18 protein-coding genes and 1 pseudogene are annotated in these 18,841 nt (G+C 32.1%); 16 read left to right on the top strand and 3 right to left on the bottom strand.

The genetic code is table 11. The features are described from left to right. Positions 1-997 precede the first annotated feature (997 nt). Positions 998-1,471: an IS200/IS605 family transposase gene (gene tnpA / locus RWZ99_RS01850; protein ID WP_314676010.1), complete on the top strand. Its 474-nt coding sequence runs from the start codon at positions 998-1,000 to the stop codon at positions 1,469-1,471. Positions 1,472-1,556: 85 nt separating this feature from the next. Here the strand turns inward: tnpA and RWZ99_RS01845 are convergent, their stop codons facing one another. Next, positions 1,557-2,633 (bottom strand): HAMP domain-containing sensor histidine kinase, encoded by a 1,077-nt coding sequence (locus RWZ99_RS01845; protein ID WP_314676008.1) that lies wholly within the window; start codon positions 2,631-2,633, stop codon positions 1,557-1,559. Continuing rightward, positions 2,618-3,289, bottom strand: a complete 672-nt coding sequence (locus tag RWZ99_RS01840; RefSeq protein WP_014634055.1) for a response regulator transcription factor — start codon at positions 3,287-3,289, stop codon at positions 2,618-2,620. Before RWZ99_RS01840 ends, RWZ99_RS01845 begins: the two co-directional genes overlap by 16 nt. Before the next feature lie 478 nt (positions 3,290-3,767). On the opposite strand from RWZ99_RS01840, the gene RWZ99_RS01835 reads away from it, so the two are divergent. The 9 genes and pseudogenes from RWZ99_RS01835 to RWZ99_RS01795 form a co-directional block, all read left to right on the top strand. Beyond that, the gene (locus RWZ99_RS01835) at positions 3,768-3,896 is read left to right on the top strand and encodes a lasso RiPP family leader peptide-containing protein (protein ID WP_014634056.1); all 129 of its coding nucleotides are present in this window, start codon (positions 3,768-3,770) and stop codon (positions 3,894-3,896) included. A 79-nt stretch (positions 3,897-3,975) separates the two neighbouring features. Beyond that, on the top strand, positions 3,976-5,739 hold the full coding sequence (locus tag RWZ99_RS01830) for an asparagine synthase-related protein (RefSeq protein WP_014634057.1): 1,764 nt from the start codon (positions 3,976-3,978) through the stop codon (positions 5,737-5,739). Then, on the top strand, positions 5,729-5,995 hold the full coding sequence (locus RWZ99_RS01825; protein WP_314676005.1) for a hypothetical protein: 267 nt from the start codon (positions 5,729-5,731) through the stop codon (positions 5,993-5,995). Before RWZ99_RS01830 ends, RWZ99_RS01825 begins: the two co-directional genes overlap by 11 nt. Next, a complete protein-coding gene (locus RWZ99_RS01820) occupies positions 5,992-6,411 on the top strand; it encodes a lasso peptide biosynthesis B2 protein (protein ID WP_041826654.1) in 420 nt (139 codons plus the stop codon). Before RWZ99_RS01825 ends, RWZ99_RS01820 begins: the two co-directional genes overlap by 4 nt. Beyond that, positions 6,412-7,119 carry an ABC transporter ATP-binding protein gene (locus tag RWZ99_RS01815; protein WP_014634059.1) on the top strand — a complete coding sequence of 236 codons (708 nt, stop codon included), beginning with the start codon at positions 6,412-6,414 and terminating at the stop codon, positions 7,117-7,119. A gap of 5 nt (positions 7,120-7,124) precedes the next feature. Further along, entirely contained in the window at positions 7,125-7,925 is an 801-nt protein-coding gene (locus RWZ99_RS01810; RefSeq protein ID WP_014634060.1) for an ABC transporter permease, read from the top strand. Continuing rightward, on the top strand, positions 7,918-8,607 hold the full coding sequence (locus RWZ99_RS01805) for a hypothetical protein (RefSeq protein ID WP_014634061.1): 690 nt from the start codon (positions 7,918-7,920) through the stop codon (positions 8,605-8,607). The genes RWZ99_RS01810 and RWZ99_RS01805 overlap by 8 nt, the downstream gene beginning before the upstream one ends. After that, a complete protein-coding gene (locus tag RWZ99_RS01800) occupies positions 8,600-10,342 on the top strand; it encodes an ABC transporter ATP-binding protein (RefSeq protein ID WP_014634062.1) in 1,743 nt (580 codons plus the stop codon). Before RWZ99_RS01805 ends, RWZ99_RS01800 begins: the two co-directional genes overlap by 8 nt. Positions 10,343-10,477: 135 nt before the next feature. After that, positions 10,478-10,665 (top strand): annotated as a pseudogene (locus RWZ99_RS01795) (transposase); the annotation flags it as partial. 260 nt (positions 10,666-10,925) lie between these two features. Here RWZ99_RS01795 and RWZ99_RS01790 read toward each other — a convergent pair. Next, on the bottom strand, positions 10,926-11,252 hold the full coding sequence (locus RWZ99_RS01790) for a helix-turn-helix domain-containing protein (protein WP_014634063.1): 327 nt from the start codon (positions 11,250-11,252) through the stop codon (positions 10,926-10,928). Between the two features lie 160 nt (positions 11,253-11,412). On the opposite strand from RWZ99_RS01790, the gene RWZ99_RS01785 reads away from it, so the two are divergent. The 6 genes from RWZ99_RS01785 (at position 11,413) to RWZ99_RS01760 (ending at position 18,776) form a co-directional block, all read left to right on the top strand. Then, a complete protein-coding gene (locus RWZ99_RS01785; protein ID WP_014634064.1) occupies positions 11,413-14,457 on the top strand; it encodes an SEC10/PgrA surface exclusion domain-containing protein in 3,045 nt (1,014 codons plus the stop codon). 147 nt (positions 14,458-14,604) lie between these two features. Then, a complete protein-coding gene (locus tag RWZ99_RS01780) occupies positions 14,605-14,967 on the top strand; it encodes a hypothetical protein (protein WP_003097334.1) in 363 nt (120 codons plus the stop codon). Between the two features lie 183 nt (positions 14,968-15,150). Beyond that, positions 15,151-16,482, top strand: a complete 1,332-nt coding sequence (locus RWZ99_RS01775; protein WP_194184045.1) for a DUF6287 domain-containing protein — start codon at positions 15,151-15,153, stop codon at positions 16,480-16,482. A 499-nt stretch (positions 16,483-16,981) separates the two neighbouring features. After that, positions 16,982-17,365 (top strand): hypothetical protein, encoded by a 384-nt coding sequence (locus tag RWZ99_RS01770; RefSeq protein WP_014634066.1) that lies wholly within the window; start codon positions 16,982-16,984, stop codon positions 17,363-17,365. Between the two features lie 111 nt (positions 17,366-17,476). Then, on the top strand, positions 17,477-18,115 hold the full coding sequence (locus tag RWZ99_RS01765; RefSeq protein ID WP_014634067.1) for a hypothetical protein: 639 nt from the start codon (positions 17,477-17,479) through the stop codon (positions 18,113-18,115). A gap of 172 nt (positions 18,116-18,287) precedes the next feature. Further along, positions 18,288-18,776: a hypothetical protein gene (locus RWZ99_RS01760; RefSeq protein ID WP_175063631.1), complete on the top strand. Its 489-nt coding sequence runs from the start codon at positions 18,288-18,290 to the stop codon at positions 18,774-18,776. Positions 18,777-18,841: the final 65 nt, after the last annotated feature.

The raw sequence follows: 18,841 nt of genomic DNA, 5'->3' as shown, positions 1-18,841 counted from the left end.
TTCTCCTAAAACAAAAGATATTGAAGCCTTTTCCGGCATTAAAATTATATGGTTGTTGTTTTAGATAAGAATGATATTTTCCTAGGGTTAATCAATACATTTTTACAACATCTAAATAAAAATCCATATTTCTTCTCCAAGTTAATATTGTAAAAGTAATGATAGGAGTAATAAAATTGGTATGTCGTAAACAGTCTAGAAACTATCATTATTAGTATATTTTTACCACAGATGACAATAAATGAACCGTTTACGATATTTGACTAATTAAACGGTATAACCAAGCTATAATAAAAATAGAATTGGAGGAGAAGTATGCTCAATATTGTAAAGCACTTTTGGTTGTTGATTACTGTAAAAAGGTATATAAAAAAATATAAGTTAAAAGTTAAAATTAGTAATCATTTTAATTCGTTAAGAATTACTACAGCAACCAATTGTCTATATTTTATCACACTTACACAGAGATGTAACTATGGAAGAAGAGTCAAAAAAATTAGGCGGAGTAACGTTAGTGCACAAATTATTTTATTGACCGCAAATGTGGATTATAAAAGAATATTCAATGAACATCTCGAATTATTAGGTGTTATTGATATAAAAAAGTCATTAGCGGGATTTACTAATGACATTAGTGGATATCTAGATTACTTTTTTAATATCGAAAAGGTGCACTAACCTCCATGTACATGTAAACTGTACTTGAGGTTATTTTTTTATCATCCGATTAAATAGTTTTTCGATGTTTTATCATAATAAACGTTTTGTTTAGGTAGTATAAAAGAAGTTATGTAAACTCAAAAAGGAATAAATACGTTATAGTAGATTTGCAATACCTTACTAGAAAGAGATTTATTCCTATGGTTCAGTTTACCACAGAATTACTAAACTTCTTAGCACAAAAGCGGTATAGCGATATATCAAAAAAGTCCCCCTAAAGTGTTATATTAGGTAAGGTTTCCCGACCACTAACTAATATACAAAAGGAGGACCCCTGATGAGACAGGATAATAATAGTTTAGCACATACTACATGGAATTGTAAGTATCATATTGTTTTCGCCCCAAAATATAGACGTCAGATAATTTATGGGAAATACAAAGCAAGTATTGGTCAAATCTTACGGTTATTATGTGAAAGAAAAGGCGTTGAAATTCATGAAGCAGAAGCATGCCCAGATCATATTCACATGTTGGTGAGTATACCACCGAAACTAAGTATTTCCTCATTTATGGGATATTTAAAGGGTAAAAGTAGCTTAATGATATTCGACCGACACGCTAATTTGAAGTATAAATATGGGAATCGCAAATTTTGGTGTCGAGGGTTTTATGTTGATACGGTTGGACGAAATCAGAAGCGAATTGAAGAATATATTCGTAATCAATTACAAGAAGACGTGATAGCAGATCAGCTCAGTCTTTTTGAGGAATATAATCCGTTTACAGGTGAGGAGAATAAAAGAAAGTAGTCTTAAAGAGACCTGCTATCATATCAATCATTAGACGGTTGGTCATAAATTTATTTCATTTAATCAGTAGTACGAGAAGTATATCCTAGACTGGTATGCAAATAGTGACAAGAGCACCGTTATTATAATTACTCAAATTTACTTGTCCTCCATGAATCTTAGCTACCCTCTTAACAAATGCTAATCCGATACCAAAATTACTTCGTTGCTCTGAATTTGTTGCTTGTTTGTCTTGATAGAATAGTAGTCCATATTTTTCGAGTAAATTCTCTGTAAATGAAGAATCGCTATTCCATATTGAGATGTAAAATTGATTATCTATAAATTTGTAGTTTACTTTTATTGTTGGATAACTACTTTGGGAATGGTCAATAGCATTATTTATGATATTTAGAATAGCTCTTAGAAATAAGTTTAGGTTAAGCGTTAAATAAATAGAGGTTGGTAAGTTGTTTGAAAATTGAATATCAGCTTTTTTATCAGTAATTAACTTAATTTCTTGTTCAAATAATTCAAATAAGTAATCTGAAGACAAACTCTCCCAATTTGAAGTATCATTATAGAATGTTTTAGAATAATTTATGAGTTGGTTAAAGTAAAGATTAAGTTGTTGACTGGCAAGTTCAATATCTTCTAAACATTGCTCAATATTTCCAGGAATATCCATAGATTGTAAAAATTGAGCATTTCCTTGAATAACTGTTAATGGTGTTTTCAAATCATGTGCTGCAGCTGATACTTGAAACATTAACTCCTGTTTTTGCTGCTTTTCAGATTGAATTGTTTTTTTTATTGTTGCTTGCATTTCCTGAATTTTTTGTCGGGTTTCAATCAGTTCAATCAGGGTTAACTTAGCTGAGTTATTTTCATTTGTATCGCCCAGTAAACTTTGATTGTATACGATAATTGTTTCTTGTTTTATCTTTTCTAGAAGATTCCTCATATTTTTAGTAATACTAAAAAGTAAAATTAGACTAATATAAATCCAAGAAGCTGTGCTGAAATAAATTGTAAATGCCCCTGCATTTTTTTCAGTAATATTGGTAAATGCAGTAAGTAACATCGGTAACAAATAAAATAAAAAAAGATTAATTAGGAACTGTCTTAAAATCTTAAAATATGTTTGCTTAACCAGTTGGTTAAAAGTTAAAGACTTCTCCACTGATATCCACCTCCCCAGATTGTTTTGATAGGATTAAGTTCATAAGGTTTTAATTTTTGCCTGACTTGGTATACATACTCTGTAATTGATCTTCCCTGTGTTTCAGAATCATGAGGGTAAAGATAATCAAACAGTTCTTCGTTTGAAAATATTTTATTTGGATTGCTGGAGAGTAACAAAATTAATTGGAACTCTCTTTTTGTAGTGGGGACATGTACATCCGCAACCCTAAGTTCTTCTTTAATTTTATTAATTGTGATCGGTCCGAATTGTAGAATCTCATTAGAATTATTATTGCGTACTTCTCTACGGATATGCATCTGTACTCTTGCTACTAATTCTGGAATGCTGAATGGCTTTGTGATATAGTCATCTGCACCAGACTGTATGCCACATACAACATCTTCTTCCAAATTTTTTGCTGTTAGAAATATGATTGGCACAGAAATAAATTCTCGGATATACCTACAAATTTCAATTCCACTGTGCGGCATCATGATGTCTAAAATAATTAAATCATAGCCGATAAAATGGCATATATCAATATCTGGAATAGATGTTAGCGTATCAACGACAAAGTTTTTACTCTCTAAAACATTTCGAACCAACCTTAAGATGGATTTATCATCATCTATAACAAGGATTTTATATTTCATAAGTGCCTTCTCCTTACATATTTCATCCAGTTTCAAACACGACTCCAGTCACAACAGTTAGTCATTTTTTTATGATGTTGAGATGTTTTATACCAGCTTTCACCAGAATGTAAGTGAATGTGGTAGTGTTAGATACGATATTCTAGACGAACGTTCGTAAATTATGAGAGTATTATACCATATACTAAGGAACTAAGGGATTATTGGGTCAAAATAATTTACTTGAAAATCAGAAATTCTGATATTTTTTTGATATTTGCTTTGTACAATACAAAATGTAGATGATAGTTTATCATCTATACTAATAGTGACTATTAGTTCTAAAAATTTATTCTGTAACATAATTTCTTAGAGATAGAAAAAAATGTCTCTGAAACAGCAACATGTGAAGTAGGTTAAATTAATTTGCTCATGGTTTAACAGAGTTACACAGTTTGTTGTTCAGAAATTGTTATGGAAAAATAGAAAGGAAACTGTTATGTACCAAAAACCAACTATTACAAAAATCGGTAACTACCGTACTTTGACAAATGGTGCAGGTAAAGCACGTGAGCGCGATTTGCTTGGCTTTAGTGCGTTGATCGTTATCCACTGGCCTTGGGGATAATATATAGAATATAGATAATAAGCGGAGGTGAGCAACTCTGCTTATTATTTATATAATTGGTATAAAACATAAATTATGAATGAAAGTTAATGTTATTTTATCGAAAAATCAAATCATTACTACTGATACATTGATAGACGAACTGGTAGTTTCAGAAGAACTTAAAACCTATACTGCTGATAATTTATTAATGATAGTAAAACCCCATAAAAATTCTGAAGACATTGGTAGATTTTTGGCTAAAGAAAACTTAAACATTGAAATGATAGAGAGTAATCTGCTTGAGCTAAAAAAGAATGCATCTTTTGTAGCAATCACAAAAGAGAATCACTTTGTAATCGGTGGTGATTTTAATAATCATAATCCAATATATTATTTAGAAAAGGATGAAGAATTATTTATTTCATTTTATCCAGAATTAATTGCTAGTTTTACAAAACAAAAACTAAATAGAACGTATTTTGCGTTACGTATAGTAAACTTTGATACCGTCTATCCATTTACTGAGTTGACCCCATGGGATAACGTGAAACTTGTAAACAGTCGAAAGATACTTGTATCCTTAGAAGGACAGGTTAAACAGGTATTTCCTTGGAGAAGTAATGGTGAAAATAAAACTATTGCTGGAGTAGCAGGAGAGTTGAGTAAAAATTTAAATAGTGTATTACGAAAATATCTGGAAAACCAACCAAAAATTAGTGCAGATTTATCAGGTGGTTTGGATTCGACTTCTCTTTGTTATTTTTGTAAGAATTTAGGAATAGAATTGAATACAGTCTTTCTATCTCCAGAGGATGGTGCTGATAGTGATGTCGTCTGGTCAAATCGAGCAAGCAGGGATGTTTCAGCAGAACACGTGATTTTGCCGTATAGTAGCACAGTTACTTTGAGCACTTTAGATCCGATAGCGATATACAATGCACTTCCATTTGGTCCTTCAGAATCGTTTCGCTATATAAATTTAGCTAGAAAAATTATTGAAATTGGGCTAGAGAATGATATAAGTACCCATATAAATGGTCATGGTGGTGATGAACTGTTTGGTCCGTTATCTACTATGGCTTGGTCTTTATATCATTCTAACTATCCAAATCGCATAAGAAATTTATACGGTTTTGCAAGGTTAAATAAATTCAACCTTTTTAAGTTTTTTAAGTCATTGACCGACAACACTAGTTTATCTGACAATTTGAGAAATTTAGTTTGTCAGGAGGTTGAACAGGTTGATTTTGATATTAAGTATAGTTCTAAATGGATTTCGACTCTGTCAGTTGAAAGTTTTGTAACCCAAACAGCAAGAGATTTAATTACAAGATGTGCAACCTCTTATGCTGAAAAAGATATTGAATCATATTCTGATGATAAATCTATCCATAAAATTCTTGAAGAAATTGAAAGTCATACTCTCTTGCAACGAGACTTAAATGCAATGGTGCCAACTGATAAGTATTTTAGATTTTTAAGTCCGTATACAAATTATGACATTGTAGAATCAGCATTAAAGTATAATATTGACGAAAGATTTAACGCAAAAGTGACTAAACCTATGTTAGCGGAGATACGTCCAAGCTCTATGTCTCTTGAATACTTTCAGAGAAGAGATAAAGGGGAATACAGCAAACCGACATTTACAGAATACAGTAAGCGTAAGAAGATATTACAAAAAATATTTTCTGAAGAATGTCTGATTTATAAGTTAGGACTTGTAGATAGGGTTGATCTGTTAGAGTCGCTCAATAAATTTAGTGCGGATGGAGAACTGTTAGAAAATGTTATGAGGCTTCAAATTATTGAATTTTGGTTGAGAGGTTATTGTGAAAGTGAGGGTGAGTATGAAATATAGGTTGTCATCGAATATTAATATTAGCAAAACAGAAGATGGTAGTAGTATTGTTTTGAATTCTAATGATGCTCAGTATTACCATTTTGATCAATTAACTACGGATTTTTTAGCTTCCTTAATTAAAGGAGTCACACTTGAAGATTTTTGCAAAAATGTCTCTATCAATTATTCAGTGGAGTTATATCAGGTTATAAAAGACTATAAAGAAATTATTGAGGAATTACAGCAGTTAAAGGTTTTGGAGGAAATTAAATGAGTTCACCAGTTAGAATGGAGCAGAGAACTAAATTGTCAGTAAAAAACAAAATAACAGCTTTATTTTGTGCCAATGTTTCATTTTTTCTAATTAAACTACCTCCTAAGAAATTGTCTGAAGTTATCGAGAAACTAAGTAAAAATACTCGAAAGGCTCTTCCGAAGGAGGTAGAGAGTTGGCGTACGTCTATAAATTCAATTAATGTTAGGTGTGCAGGTAATGGGTGCTTACAAAGGTCAGTCGCAGTTATGCTACGGGGAATAATAGCAAGACGAACTCCAGATTGGGTTTCAGGTTTCCAAGTATCACCCTTCATAGCTCATGCATGGGTGGAAGTCGATGGAATACCAATCGGTGAAGAGATGGACCTATCTAACTTTCAAAAAATCCTATTTGTAAAAGGAGGACAAAGGTAAATGATTAAAATAGAAAATGTTAGTAAAGCTTTTAGAGAAAAAATTGTTCTTTCAAAAATTTCGTTTACAGCAAACGAAGGGGAGGTGACAGCGTTGATTGGACCAAATGGGTCAGGGAAATCAACGTTACTAAAAATATTGCTTGGGCTGATTTCTACAGATGAAGGAAGAGCAACTTTTGACGGAAAAAATTATGGTGAATTGGGGAAATATCCCTTTAGATATGTCGGGACATTTCTAGATAGTTTTCAACCAAATCCCACAAGGACGGCCTATAATCACTTGAGATGGATTGCTTTAACTAGTGGTATAAGTAAGCAGAGGTGTTTAGAATGTTTAAAAATCGTTGGTCTTCAGGATGTTGGTAATAAAAAGATAAAAGACTATTCTCTTGGAATGAAACAAAGACTGGGGTTGGCTACGGCTATTTTAGCAAATCCTAAAATACTTATTTTGGATGAGCCGATTAATGGACTTGATCCAGATGGAATTAGATGGGTTAGAGAATTTCTAAGAGAATTTGTAAAGGACGATAAAATTGTTCTAATCACAAGTCACTATATGAATGAATTAGAACTTACAGTTGACAAAATTGTAGGGTTATCTAATGGTAAAGTCGTTATCGATGGTAGCAGTAAAGATGTTCTTGAAGAGTATGGATCTTTCGAGGAAGCATATTTTAGATCTGTTAGAAACGAGATGAGGTAAACTTGATGAAAAATACGCATAGTGAACTATATAAAATCCTGTCCTTGCCACTTTTTTGGATGGGTGTAGTAATTGTGATTGGAATCAGTATATTCTTTACCTTTCAAAATATTCAAGTAATTAATGCGATAGCAAATGGTAATACAGAGATTGTTAAGCTCGAAGATATGACTAGTCAATTAACGAAGGCTCAAACAGTAAGAGATGCGATATTATCTTCTCCTTATCAATCAAGTATTCTATTTTTTCCAATCTTGTTTGCACTGGTTCTATCTACAGAGTACAAATTTGGTCAGGAATCATTAACTAAATTACTTACACCAAAATGGCATACGGTTTTAACAGGCCAGATTTGTTCTGCAATAATTGTAGCCAGTACGTTTACTGTTATTTTATCTCTAATAAATAGTGCAATGCTCTATGTGATGTTAGATGAAAGATTACAGGACTACCTTAATATAGGTCTTATTTTAGAGGTAACGTTTAGAATTATTATCTTTTCCATAACATTGACATTGCTTTCAATGCTTTTAGTAAAAATAACAAGGAAGCCTATTCCATCTGTCATTGTTATTGTAAGTCTTCTTATTATAACTCTATCAGGCATACTAAGAGTTGTCTCTCCAACACTTGAAAATTTATTACCCTTAATAGGTGCAAAGTCATTTGCATTTGGGAGAGTAGAAAATAACAATACTTCGGAAGTATATGGTTTGTTGTTATTATTGTCTCAAGCATCAATAGTAACTATTATGATGTATATTAAAGATTGGTATAAAAATCAGAGGGACAAGAATTATGGATGAAACAGTATGTGCTCTTTTTTATAAAAAATATAGTCTGAATGCGGTGAAACTACAAATTTTAAGTCTGTTATCACTTATTCTGCTTTCTTGTATTCTTAGTTTAATAAAATTTAAAATCAATGATAATTATGTGGTGTTATCAATGAATCAAATACTGATAATTGCATCTTATTTATTTATGATAGGTGGATTGATAAATGGTTCTACGGAAGTAGATAATCCAGAATCTAAAATAATATACTTATTAAATGGAAACAAAAATATCAGTGCACAAAAAATAATTATAGTAGAGTTGATAGACTGTGTATTACAAGTAATTCTATCATTTTTGATTATCGTTTTATTCTTACTTTTTAAAGGAGAGATTAAAGGAATTGACTTGATCGTATTAATTTCTTATATTTTGAGTACTACTTTGTGTTCTTCTATCGCCTATTATTTAACTTTATTTTTCAAAAGCTCAATGGTAGCACTAGCTACTTTATTGATATTCCCAATACTAGTTTTGCCATATATTGAAAGGGTATTGCCTGCCACATCACCCTATATATATTATGAAGCGATTTCTGAAAGTTTCAAAACTTCAGTATTTTCGACTAGTCATATTGTATTGTTGTTTTGGAATGTTATGGTATTACTGTTGATTTATTTGAAAATAAAAAAGGGGTTTAATAATGGATAGTCAACAACATTCAGAAGTCTCTTTCAGGGAATTTTTAAGATTACTAAAACCACATAAAATATCTATAAGTATTGCTTTGATTATTGCTCTAATTGCGTCGACATTATCAATTCTTCAACCAATACTTCTTTCAAAAATTATTGACAATATTAACAATACCATCTTGAAAAAAACTGTAATTTTATTCTCTATGATAGTATTGTCATCTGCAATCCTTAACTCAATTAAGCAGTATATATTGGAGAGTATTAGTGAAAATTTAGTGAATAGTTTACGAATTCAAATTGTTAATAGATCAATCAAGTATAAGATTGAAGTATTTGATACTAGAAAAATTGGGGATTTAGCATCAATATTGAGCACGGATACAGCTCAGCTTAGGGGGATTTTAAGTCAAGGAATAGTAGAATTGGTGTCACAAACATTTACAATGTTATTTGCATTGATTATGATGTTTTATCTTGATATTCAATTGTTTAGTCTATCTCTGCTAGCAGTTCTTTCTCTTTTAATATGTGGCTTGTTACTTGGTAAAAGAACTAGGCCTATTGCGAAAGATTTACAAGAAGTAGTTGGAGAATTATCATCTGAGTTAGAGCGGACTTTGCGAGGTGTCAGAACAATTCGTGCATTTTTATCGGAAAATGTTTTTGTTGAAAGAATGAGTAGTGTTGTAACTAGTGCGACAAAGATTGGGAAAAAAGTGGCTATTTTTAAATCTATTATAAGTGGTTTCTCTAACATAGCACTACAAATAATGCTTATAATAATAATTGGAGTTGGTGCAATTAGAGTTGCAACAGGGGTTATATCTATTGGAAGTCTAAGCGCCTTTATAATGTACGTAATGTTAGTACTGACTCCAGCTGCAATGCTAGGAGGAGTACTAGCATCAATAAATGAGGGATTGGGAGCTTATTCGAGGATTAAAGTTGCTTTGGAACTTCCGATAGAGGAGGATATTAATTCTTTAGACGTTCTTGAGAAAAAAGAAAATCAGATTTTGCAAATTAAAAAATTAAGCTTTAAATATAATGATAATTTTGATAAAAATATTCTAAATAAGATTGATATTTCAGTTAATGGTCCAGGAGTAACAGCTTTGGTTGGACCATCCGGTTCAGGAAAGACAACTATATTTGAGCTTATTGAAAGATTTTATGATTTTGATGATGGAACAATAGAACTGTATGGAAATAATATTTATGATTTGCCTATTAAAGTTCTTCGTTCGAATATAACCTTTGTAGAACAAAATGCTTCAATTTTCTCTGGAACAGTACTAGAGAACTTACAAATTGCTAATAAAAATGTCTCAAGACTTGACTGCTTACATGCTCTAAATTTAGTTAACCTTTTTCAAGATATTCCCTCTGAAGAAATACTAGATAGAGTAATCGGGGAGTCTGGAATCACTTTGAGTGGTGGTGAAAAACAGAGGTTATCATTAGCTAGAGCTTTAATTTCCCCTAATGACATAATATTATTGGATGAGACTACATCAAATTTGGATAGTATAAATGAGTCAAAAATTCATCAATTAATTAAAGATTTATCTAGGAGAAAGACCGTCTTAATAATAGCTCATAGATTATCTACTATTCAGAATGCTGATTCAATTTATCTAATTAGTGAAGGTGAAGTAGATGACTGTGGCACTCACCAAGAATTATTATCGAGGAATAAGCTCTATAAAGAATTGGTTGAAACTCAGTTTATTAATAAAGAAACGTAATTTTTTAAATACTAGTATGGTAAATGGTAGTATATAATAAGTTGTATAAACACAAAAAGGGATAAATACGTTATTGTAGAGTTGTGAGACATTACTAGAAGAAGATTTATTACTATGACTCAATTTACCATATAATTGCTTAACTTCCTAACCCAGAAGCAAGATATTGATGAATTTTACCCTTCTTCTATTGAAACAGCCATGGATGATCTATTTCAAGCAGTGTTGTCAACTTTTTAGGGTATGAACCGTACGATAAAGTAGGTTACTATACTGGCAATAGTCGCAATGAAGCGTCTTTACGGAGGTTCGAAACCCAATATTGAACTACACCCCAAAAGTTAGACAGGAAAGATCTAACTTCTGGGGTGTTTTTATTATGAAATTAACTTTTGAAGATAAGATACAAATCTGTAAATTTCTGAAACAAGGATGTACTTTTGTATGGAATAAAAATCAATTTGTATATCACAATGATAAATAAAGAAAGCTAAAAAGACTTATCTCTATCTTGCATAGAGATAAGTCTTTTACTTAAATTATATTTTAACCTAAAGTAGTTGTTCAGTTCAAAAAGGTTCTGCTATTTTGTTTCAGTCATAATAGTATTGATAGCTTTGATTAATTTCTTTTGTTTATACGCAGGCAACGCTTTTAAATTATCAATAAGTTTTACCAAATCGCTATCTTCTTCTTTTAGTGTGACATCAAAGAAAGTGGGGATATCCACATCTAAGGCTTTCATAATTTTTTCAAGAGTTTTGATTTTAATGTTAGGTTCTAGATTTTCAATTTTATAAACGTAATTTGTCCCCAATTCAGCTTTTTCTTCAAGCATTTCTTGGGTCATTCCCTCTTTTATTCGTAAGACTCTAATACGCTTACTGATATATTCTTGTAGATTTGACATAAACCACCTCGCAAGGTTTATTTTACAACCTTAAAAGGTTGGTTATAACACCTTAAAAGGTTAAAAACAACTTTACAAGGTTGTTTTTAAGTTATATAATGTAAACATTACAATATAGGAATTGTATAATTTATTGAAAATAAAAGGAGTTTTAGCGTTAATGGAAAAGAAAGAGGCTATTAAGGCATTGGCTAGCGTCTCGACGGTGATTGCAGCGACAGGATTAACGTCTGTAGCGAATGCTAATCAACAAGAAGCCCCAAAAACAGAAGTTGATGCCTTAAGTTCTAAAGTAACTATTCAAGCTCTTAAAGAAGCTGAGAACAAGCAAAGTGTAGCGGTACAAGCAGTAAACGCTCAACAAGGTGTAGTTAAGCAAGCCATCACTGAAGAAGAAAAAGCTGAAAAAACTGAAGCTATGGCTAAGGAAGCTCTTGATGAAGCTCAAATTATCAAAGACAAGGCCACTCCTGCTGAAATTGATAAAACTAAACAAAATATTAGTGAAACAGAATCAGCAATCGAAAATCAAGACGTTCAACTTCAGAATGCTCAAGCTGAGACTGCTAAAGCTCAAGATAAAGTTAACAAACAAACTGAAATTGTTAACAGTGATCAAACAGAGATTACTACTCAAGAAACTAATGTAGCAAATGCTAAAACCAAAGTAGAAACTTCTCAAAAAGATCTTGATGGTACAGGAGCTAAAGAAATCATCTCAGAACGAGATAATGCTCAAACTGATTTGGCGGCGAAAAAAGACACGGAAGCTAATGCCAAAAGCAAGCTAGAAGAAGTACAGAAAGCTGATGCTGATAAAAAAGTTAAACTTGAACAAGCTGAAGAAGATGAAAAACTTCAAGCTAAAGCTGTTGAAGACACTTCTAAAACTTTGAGTGATACTGAATCTAAGGCTAAACAGACTAAAGAGCAACTCAATAATGCTAATATTGCTGTAACTAATGCTCAAGCAGCACTTGAAGGTACAGGAGCTAAAGAAATCATCTCAGAGCGAGACAATGCTCAAACTGATTTGGCAACGAAAAAAGATGCCGAAGCAGAGGCTGAAAGAAAGTTGAAAGAAGCTCAAAAAATTGATGCTGATAAAAAATCTAAAATCCAAGCATTGACAGAAACTTTGACAGCTCAACAAAATGTAGCTTCGAGAACTTCAACAGAATTGACAGCTGCTATAGCTGTTGCGGCTGATGCTAAGTCTAAAAAAGAAGAAGCAGACAAAGCTGTAAAACGTTTGGAAGATAAACTAACTAGTCTAGAAAATCTTAGCTCTATTGAAATTCCAGAAGAAGTTGCAAGTGCTTATCGAAACTTCTATGAAGATAAAACAGAAGCAAACAAGGATAAGCTCTTTGATGCTGTTCAAACTTGGTGGGATAACCGTGATTATAGCAAAGAAAACAACTATCCTGCTGACGATACTGTAATCAACGATCTTAGCAATTTAACAAAAGAACAAATTGCTAACCTCTCACTTTATCAAGCAGGCTTGATTCAACAAGTGCGAAAAACTATCTGGGGTGATTCAGAAGTCCTTGTAACAGAAGATGTTGTTACGGCAATGAAGAATATCACAACTGCTTATTCGAACATGTCAAATCCTGATGGCGACCATCTTCTTAGTGCACTAACTAATGATGGAACCGATACTACGCATTGGAAGGCAGAAAACCTCGGTTACATCAAAGCTAAACCAACTACAATGTCAGCTTTGTATAAAGGTATTTATAAATCTATTATCAATACTTTTGGTAGTGACTACAATCAGAATTATGCACATATCATTACAACAGTTGGAGGAAAACCTGACTATAAAAACGGTAAGGTTGCTCCAAATTATATTGGTGCTGCAACAAGCGTAACACCAGAAGGTCTTGGATTGATGCATGAAATTCATTTCAATCACACTTCGTCAGATACTGATAAAATATTAGCTAATCCATTTGACTCTTCAGTTGTAAAAACTCAATTAGCTGAAGCTAAAGCTGTTCAATCTTCTGCGGATAATGCTAACAAAACAGCTCAGAAAGATTTGACCACAGCATTGGCAGCAAATAAAGTAGCTCAGGATGCTGTATCTAACACAACAAAAACTTTGAACGCACTCAAAGCAATTGCTGATCTCACACCTGATGCGAAAGCTAAGTTAGATGAAGCTACTAAGGCACGTAAGAATGCAGAAAGTCGATTCAGTAACGCTCAAAAAGTAGTTGACAATCTTAACGCTGATGTTGCTACTAAAACTAAAGCTCTTGCCAATGCGAAAGTAGCACAAGAAAAAGCCAACAACGCAAACAAAGTCGCTAATGAAGAATTAAATTCTGCGCAGGCTAAAAATAAACTTGCTAATGAAGTACTTTCAGAAACTCGCAATAAAATTGCTTCACTCAAAGCAATTGCTGACCTTACACCTGATGCTAAAGTAAAATTGGCTGAAGCGACTTCGGCGCGTGAATTAGCTGAGCTAAGATTAATTAATGCTCAAACAGCTGTTAATAATCTTAGCTCAGATGTTGCAACTAAAACTAAAGCTCTTGCGGATGCTAAAGCAACACTTCAAAATGAAGAAGCTAAGTTGGAAGAACTTAAAGCTCAAAAAGCTAAAGATGAAAAAGAACTTGCTTCTCTTCAAGAAACAGTGAACGCTTTGAAAGCGAATGAAGTTAAAATCAAAGACGAGATTAAATCTCTTCAAACTAAACTTCAAGAAACAAAAGACTACCTTAGCAAACTAGAAAATGCTGATAGTAATTTAGAAAAAGCTAAAGTTGCTTATAAATTAGCAGTAGAAAAACATAAAGAAGCTAAATCAATTCTTGATAAAGAAACTGAAAAACTTAAACGGTTGTTTATCAATAAGCGTGATGCAGTAGCTCAATATGAAGCTGTAAAAGAAGCTTATACACAAGCACAAGTAAAAGCTCAATATGAAGCTATTGTTCAAAAAGGAGGAACTCCTGTTGCTATCCTTGATGAAAATGGACAAATAGTAGGTTATAACTCTTCATTTTCCCGAAACGTCAGAACTGCTGTCCGTACTATTACCGATAATGTTGTTTCGAGACACGGCGTGCCGATCTATCAAGCATCATTACCTGAAACAGGTGAAGGTGAGACAGCGGTTTATACGCTCTCAGGAATTACGTTTCTTGCCCTAGCAGGAGTGATGAGAAAGAAGAAGTTATAAATTACAGTTTCTAAATTGCTTTACTGAGTGAGAAGTTATGACATAACTAAAGAATCACTTCCTTAATTCAATTACAATTACTTCCATATTCTAGAGAAGTTGAGAATAAAAACTAAGTTTTATTAATAATAAATAGGAGAATATAAAATGAAAAAAGTATTAATTATTGTTTCTGTTGTTGTAATCGCACTAGCAGGTATTGGTGTAGGAGCATATTTCTTAACTCGTGAAAAGTCTCCGGAACAGCAGGTCGTCGGGACTTGGTACGACGGTGAAAATGACGTAACAATTGAGTTGAAATCAAATAAGAGCCTAAAAATTACCAAAGAAAGTGGTGAATCTAGAACAGGTACTTGGAGAATTGCGGGTGATAAAATTAAGTTTACGGCAACAAGTGGTCCAAAAGCTGAGGGTGAACTTTCAACAGGAAAGATTGAATCTATTTTCTTTGAATTCACTAATACTAATGTGAGTTATGCACTTCACGATGCCACCTATGAAAAACAATAAATAGTTATAGGACTCTTATGAAGATTCATTGAACTCTTCAACGGAGTCCTATTTTGCTGAAATGGTTTTTGTATATAGAATCTTCCAAATAATATTGACCTATTGAAAGATTTACTAACTATTGCTACCCTATATTTTAGTTTGATCAACGTTAAGTTGTAGAAAATTTGCTAATGAGTAGTGGTGGGTAATCAAATCAAAACATTTAGCGGAAATAAAAATATTGAAAGAACAGGAGAATTTAATATGAAAAAATGGATACTGATATCGCTTTTAAGCCTGAGTACTTTGACCTTGGTTGCATGTGGCTCTAATCAAATGAAGCAGGTAACACAGCAATCATCTTCGTCTAGTAAGCAAGAATTAAAGAAGAATAGACAGGAATCATTTCAAACGGTCTTAGATCGTTATAAATCTTATCAGCAAGCAATAAATAGTGGTGATGATAGTCGTTTAACTGAAGCCTTAAAACAGGTCGAAGCTACATCTGAAGAATATATGCTCATTGATAATTTAGGGCATTCGGGAACGTCAGTTGATTTTCAATATGCGTTTGTAGACTTAGATAAAGATGGACAGGACGAGTTATTAATCGGTAAACAAGATTATATTTCTGCAATCTATTATCTAAAAAATAGTCAACCTACTTTGTTACATGTAGCTTATGCAGCCTCTGTTGGTGGGGCACGTTCATCTCTTACTGCTTATGAAAACGGTCAGGTGGTATTTGCTGCCTGGCAGTCATCGAATCCGGAAGTAAACCTAGCTTTATACAAAGTTGAAGCTAGTTTCCCAAATAAGCAAAAAGAAACTACGATACAAATGAATGATAAGAAGAAAATCGAAGAAGAACTAGGTATTTCGTCTACGGCTTTGAATCTCAAAAACTTAAAGTGGGAATCAATTGATAAAGGTTCAACGACTTCCTCAAAAGAAAGTGATATGAAATCTTCTAGTCAGAGTGAGGATATTAAGTCAGAAACTGGTTTTCAGGTTCGTGTGCAAATATCGGATTTGGAAATACGCAAAGAACCTAGTGCTAAGTCTCAGTCTCTGGGCAAGATATCTCAAGGTATTCACACTATTTCGGAAACAACAAGTGCAGAAGGTTACACTTGGGGGAAGTTACAATCTGGTCAAGGATGGATTGCTCTTGATTATACGGAACGAATAGAAGGTGAGAAACAAACTCAATCGGAATCTAGTGGTATGAACATTCAAGAAATTCAAACAGGTAATTTTTCAAGTGTTAAAGGATCTTGGAGAAATGCACAAGGTAATAGTATTACTTTCGATGCCAATGGCTTGACCCAAGTGAATGGTAATCCTGCGGGTGATGTAGTTTTTGATAAGTTCGCCGTCCAAGGAGAAAACCTCACAGCCGTTACAAAAACATCAGAAGGTATTAGTGAGACACCAATTGTATTTACTCCGTCGGGACAAGATGGAAGAGAGTCAATTTTTTGGAGTAAAAATCATGTCAGTGATGGTACGGATGTTTATTATCGAGAGTAGAAGAATAGGCGTTTTATAGAATCACAAAAAGAGTCGCTTTTCATTAGCGGCTCTTTTAAAATACTTCAAAAGTTAGGTTATTTCTGTATAATCTTTGAGCTGTGGTTCTTTATTAAAAAATAATTTTGTTTTTTTTAATTCAACTTTTCTGACATACTAAATAGTTACAAAAGTAGAGAGGCAAAAATATATATAATTACTAAAAGTAAAGTTACTTACGATTTTTGGGCTCACCGCTTACAGATATAACAAAAACTTAAAATATAAAAGAGCTAAGTGAACTTATATTTAAGAAAAAAACTACGATTATTTTTGAGAAGTAAAAAATAATTTTGATTTTTTTAAAATTCAACTTTTCTGACATACTAAAATTGTAAACAAGGAGGTTAACTATATGATAAATGTTCTTTTTTAGAGATTAGGCTAGGCTATGAACTTGACCAATTTGATACGGAATAGTTCTATTAAATATTAAGTTAAATTAAGAAAGGTGTAAAAAATGAAAACTGTAAAAAAATATATTAATAAACAAATCATGACAATAGTGGGTGATCTGATTGAGAAAAGAGAAGAGATGGATATTGTTATCAACTTCAATGCTTACGAAGATGACTTCTATGTAGATTTATCTCGAGATAACCAAGAACTAGAGTTCGCTTTTGTCGATGATACATTGAGAATTGTAGTTTATCACTCTTGCCATTGTAAAAAAACGTTTGAGATTAGAGAGATGGATGAGATTTTAAATTTGAATTATGCACTTGATATGTTGCTTAAATCATTCTTGTTTAATGAATGGTATGATCTTGTAGCGGATTTAGCGAATCATACGCTCTGGGGAATGGTAGAAAAGTACAAAAAAGACAAGGTGAACGATATTTGATATAATAAAACAGATAATTAAGTAAAAATGAAATAATAGACTATTTAATATAATGGGAAAATAATTTTTACTGTTGCATATTTTAAAGTAAGAGATGGAAGGATTAATAATATGAGAACTCCCCAAAAATATACTAAGTTGGTAAATGACAAAAAAATTACGAATGAGATGATTGCAGGATGTATATATTCTGTAAACAAGCGAGCTAAAAATTATCGTGATAAAATAAGAAAATTTAAACACGATCGCTACAATCCGTATACAGAAAGAAACATTGAAAATGCTGAAGGTGAGATGGAAAAATACTATACGATGAAAGAAGAATTGTTAACAGTGTTTGAACCATCACTAATCCATCAACAATATGTAGGGGAAGAGAAAAAACGAGTATTTAGTACTGAAAAAGACTATGATAAATTATTGCAAGAAAAAAGTAATGATATCATTTGGAAAAGTGGTTACTCTGTTAAGGATTCTGAGGATTCTGAGGAGTCTATAGAAGTAGAATTTTTTGATTATAAGTTGGGTAGAAAAAAATATCTATATTTTTTATTTTATGAAATTGGGGAGTATAGTTTCCATTTACCAATTTCGGAGCAAAAGGCTAAAAAGTATACTAACTTACAAATTAAAGAAATTGACAAAGATTTTAAGACTCATGGTGCTAATATTGAAGGATTACTTTCAACACAATTTGTAAATAAAGTCCTGAGTTTACTACAAAGTGGTGACTATACAATTGTGGAATAAGACAAAGATAATATAATAAAATAAACATACTGAGAAAAAGTTATTGACCGCATAAAGTTAGATAAATAAATTAAGTAAAGGATTTAGTTTTGACTGAAAATTACTAATTCCTTTTAGTTTTGCCTTAATTCGTTTGCTGTTGTATTTGCTAGAGAGGAAGATTGTATAATTAATGAGTAGATTTAATAATCAAAGACTTAAACACTTAATACTTTATTTTATTGAGATATTTATCATCTCATCTTTTATTACTATGTTACTAGAGAAGAGTTCTCCGTCAACTAATTACTATGAAATAATAGAAAAATTTTTTCTTTCATATGGAGCATATCAGCTATTGATTTATACTTCATTATCAATTATTGATGATATATCTAAAGATAGTGCCCTAATGCTTTTAAGTTTATTGAAATATTGCTTGCTTTATAAGGAAACAGGGAGTGAGCAATTAAAAGTATTAATTAATGAAAAAATCGATAATCAGCTTTCATCTAAAGTTATGAATAGTTTTAATACAGAAGCATTGTTAATGAATCTAAAGGAAAATATAGATTGTATTGATAAAGTATATCTACAAGCTGAGCTAATAGTGGTTGAACATGATTTAGAATTGTATCAATTACAATGGAGACTATCAATTTTATTAAGACTATTGAAATAAGTAAATTTGCTATAAAACATACTAAGATTAGTAGTGAAGAAATCTCCGACGGGAGTGAGTACTCA

This window comes from uncultured Streptococcus sp., assembly GCF_963545685.1.
Taxonomy (GTDB): Bacteria; Bacillota; Bacilli; order Lactobacillales; family Streptococcaceae; genus Streptococcus.
This window is presented reverse-complemented; position numbering and strand designations above follow the sequence as displayed.

Excerpts from the sequence above, each read along its gene's own strand:
- RWZ99_RS01835 (WP_014634056.1), top strand. The coding sequence starts at position 3,768 with ATGTACCAAAAACCAACTATTACAAAAATCGGTAACTACCGTACTTTG.
- RWZ99_RS01765 (WP_014634067.1), top strand. The coding sequence starts at position 17,477 with ATGAGAACTCCCCAAAAATATACTAAGTTGGTAAATGACAAAAAAATT.
- RWZ99_RS01790 (WP_014634063.1), bottom strand. The coding sequence starts at position 11,252 with ATGTCAAATCTACAAGAATATATCAGTAAGCGTATTAGAGTCTTACGA.
- tnpA (WP_314676010.1), top strand. The coding sequence starts at position 998 with ATGAGACAGGATAATAATAGTTTAGCACATACTACATGGAATTGTAAG.
- RWZ99_RS01800 (WP_014634062.1), top strand. The coding sequence starts at position 8,600 with ATGGATAGTCAACAACATTCAGAAGTCTCTTTCAGGGAATTTTTAAGA.
- RWZ99_RS01805 (WP_014634061.1), top strand. The coding sequence starts at position 7,918 with ATGGATGAAACAGTATGTGCTCTTTTTTATAAAAAATATAGTCTGAAT.
- RWZ99_RS01825 (WP_314676005.1), top strand. The coding sequence starts at position 5,729 with ATGAAATATAGGTTGTCATCGAATATTAATATTAGCAAAACAGAAGAT.
- RWZ99_RS01820 (WP_041826654.1), top strand. The coding sequence starts at position 5,992 with ATGAGTTCACCAGTTAGAATGGAGCAGAGAACTAAATTGTCAGTAAAA.
- RWZ99_RS01815 (WP_014634059.1), top strand. The coding sequence starts at position 6,412 with ATGATTAAAATAGAAAATGTTAGTAAAGCTTTTAGAGAAAAAATTGTT.
- RWZ99_RS01785 (WP_014634064.1), top strand. The coding sequence starts at position 11,413 with ATGGAAAAGAAAGAGGCTATTAAGGCATTGGCTAGCGTCTCGACGGTG.
- RWZ99_RS01760 (WP_175063631.1), top strand. The coding sequence starts at position 18,288 with ATGAGTAGATTTAATAATCAAAGACTTAAACACTTAATACTTTATTTT.
- RWZ99_RS01780 (WP_003097334.1), top strand. The coding sequence starts at position 14,605 with ATGAAAAAAGTATTAATTATTGTTTCTGTTGTTGTAATCGCACTAGCA.
- RWZ99_RS01840 (WP_014634055.1), bottom strand. The coding sequence starts at position 3,289 with ATGAAATATAAAATCCTTGTTATAGATGATGATAAATCCATCTTAAGG.
- RWZ99_RS01830 (WP_014634057.1), top strand. The coding sequence starts at position 3,976 with ATGAAAGTTAATGTTATTTTATCGAAAAATCAAATCATTACTACTGAT.
- RWZ99_RS01770 (WP_014634066.1), top strand. The coding sequence starts at position 16,982 with ATGAAAACTGTAAAAAAATATATTAATAAACAAATCATGACAATAGTG.
- RWZ99_RS01810 (WP_014634060.1), top strand. The coding sequence starts at position 7,125 with ATGAAAAATACGCATAGTGAACTATATAAAATCCTGTCCTTGCCACTT.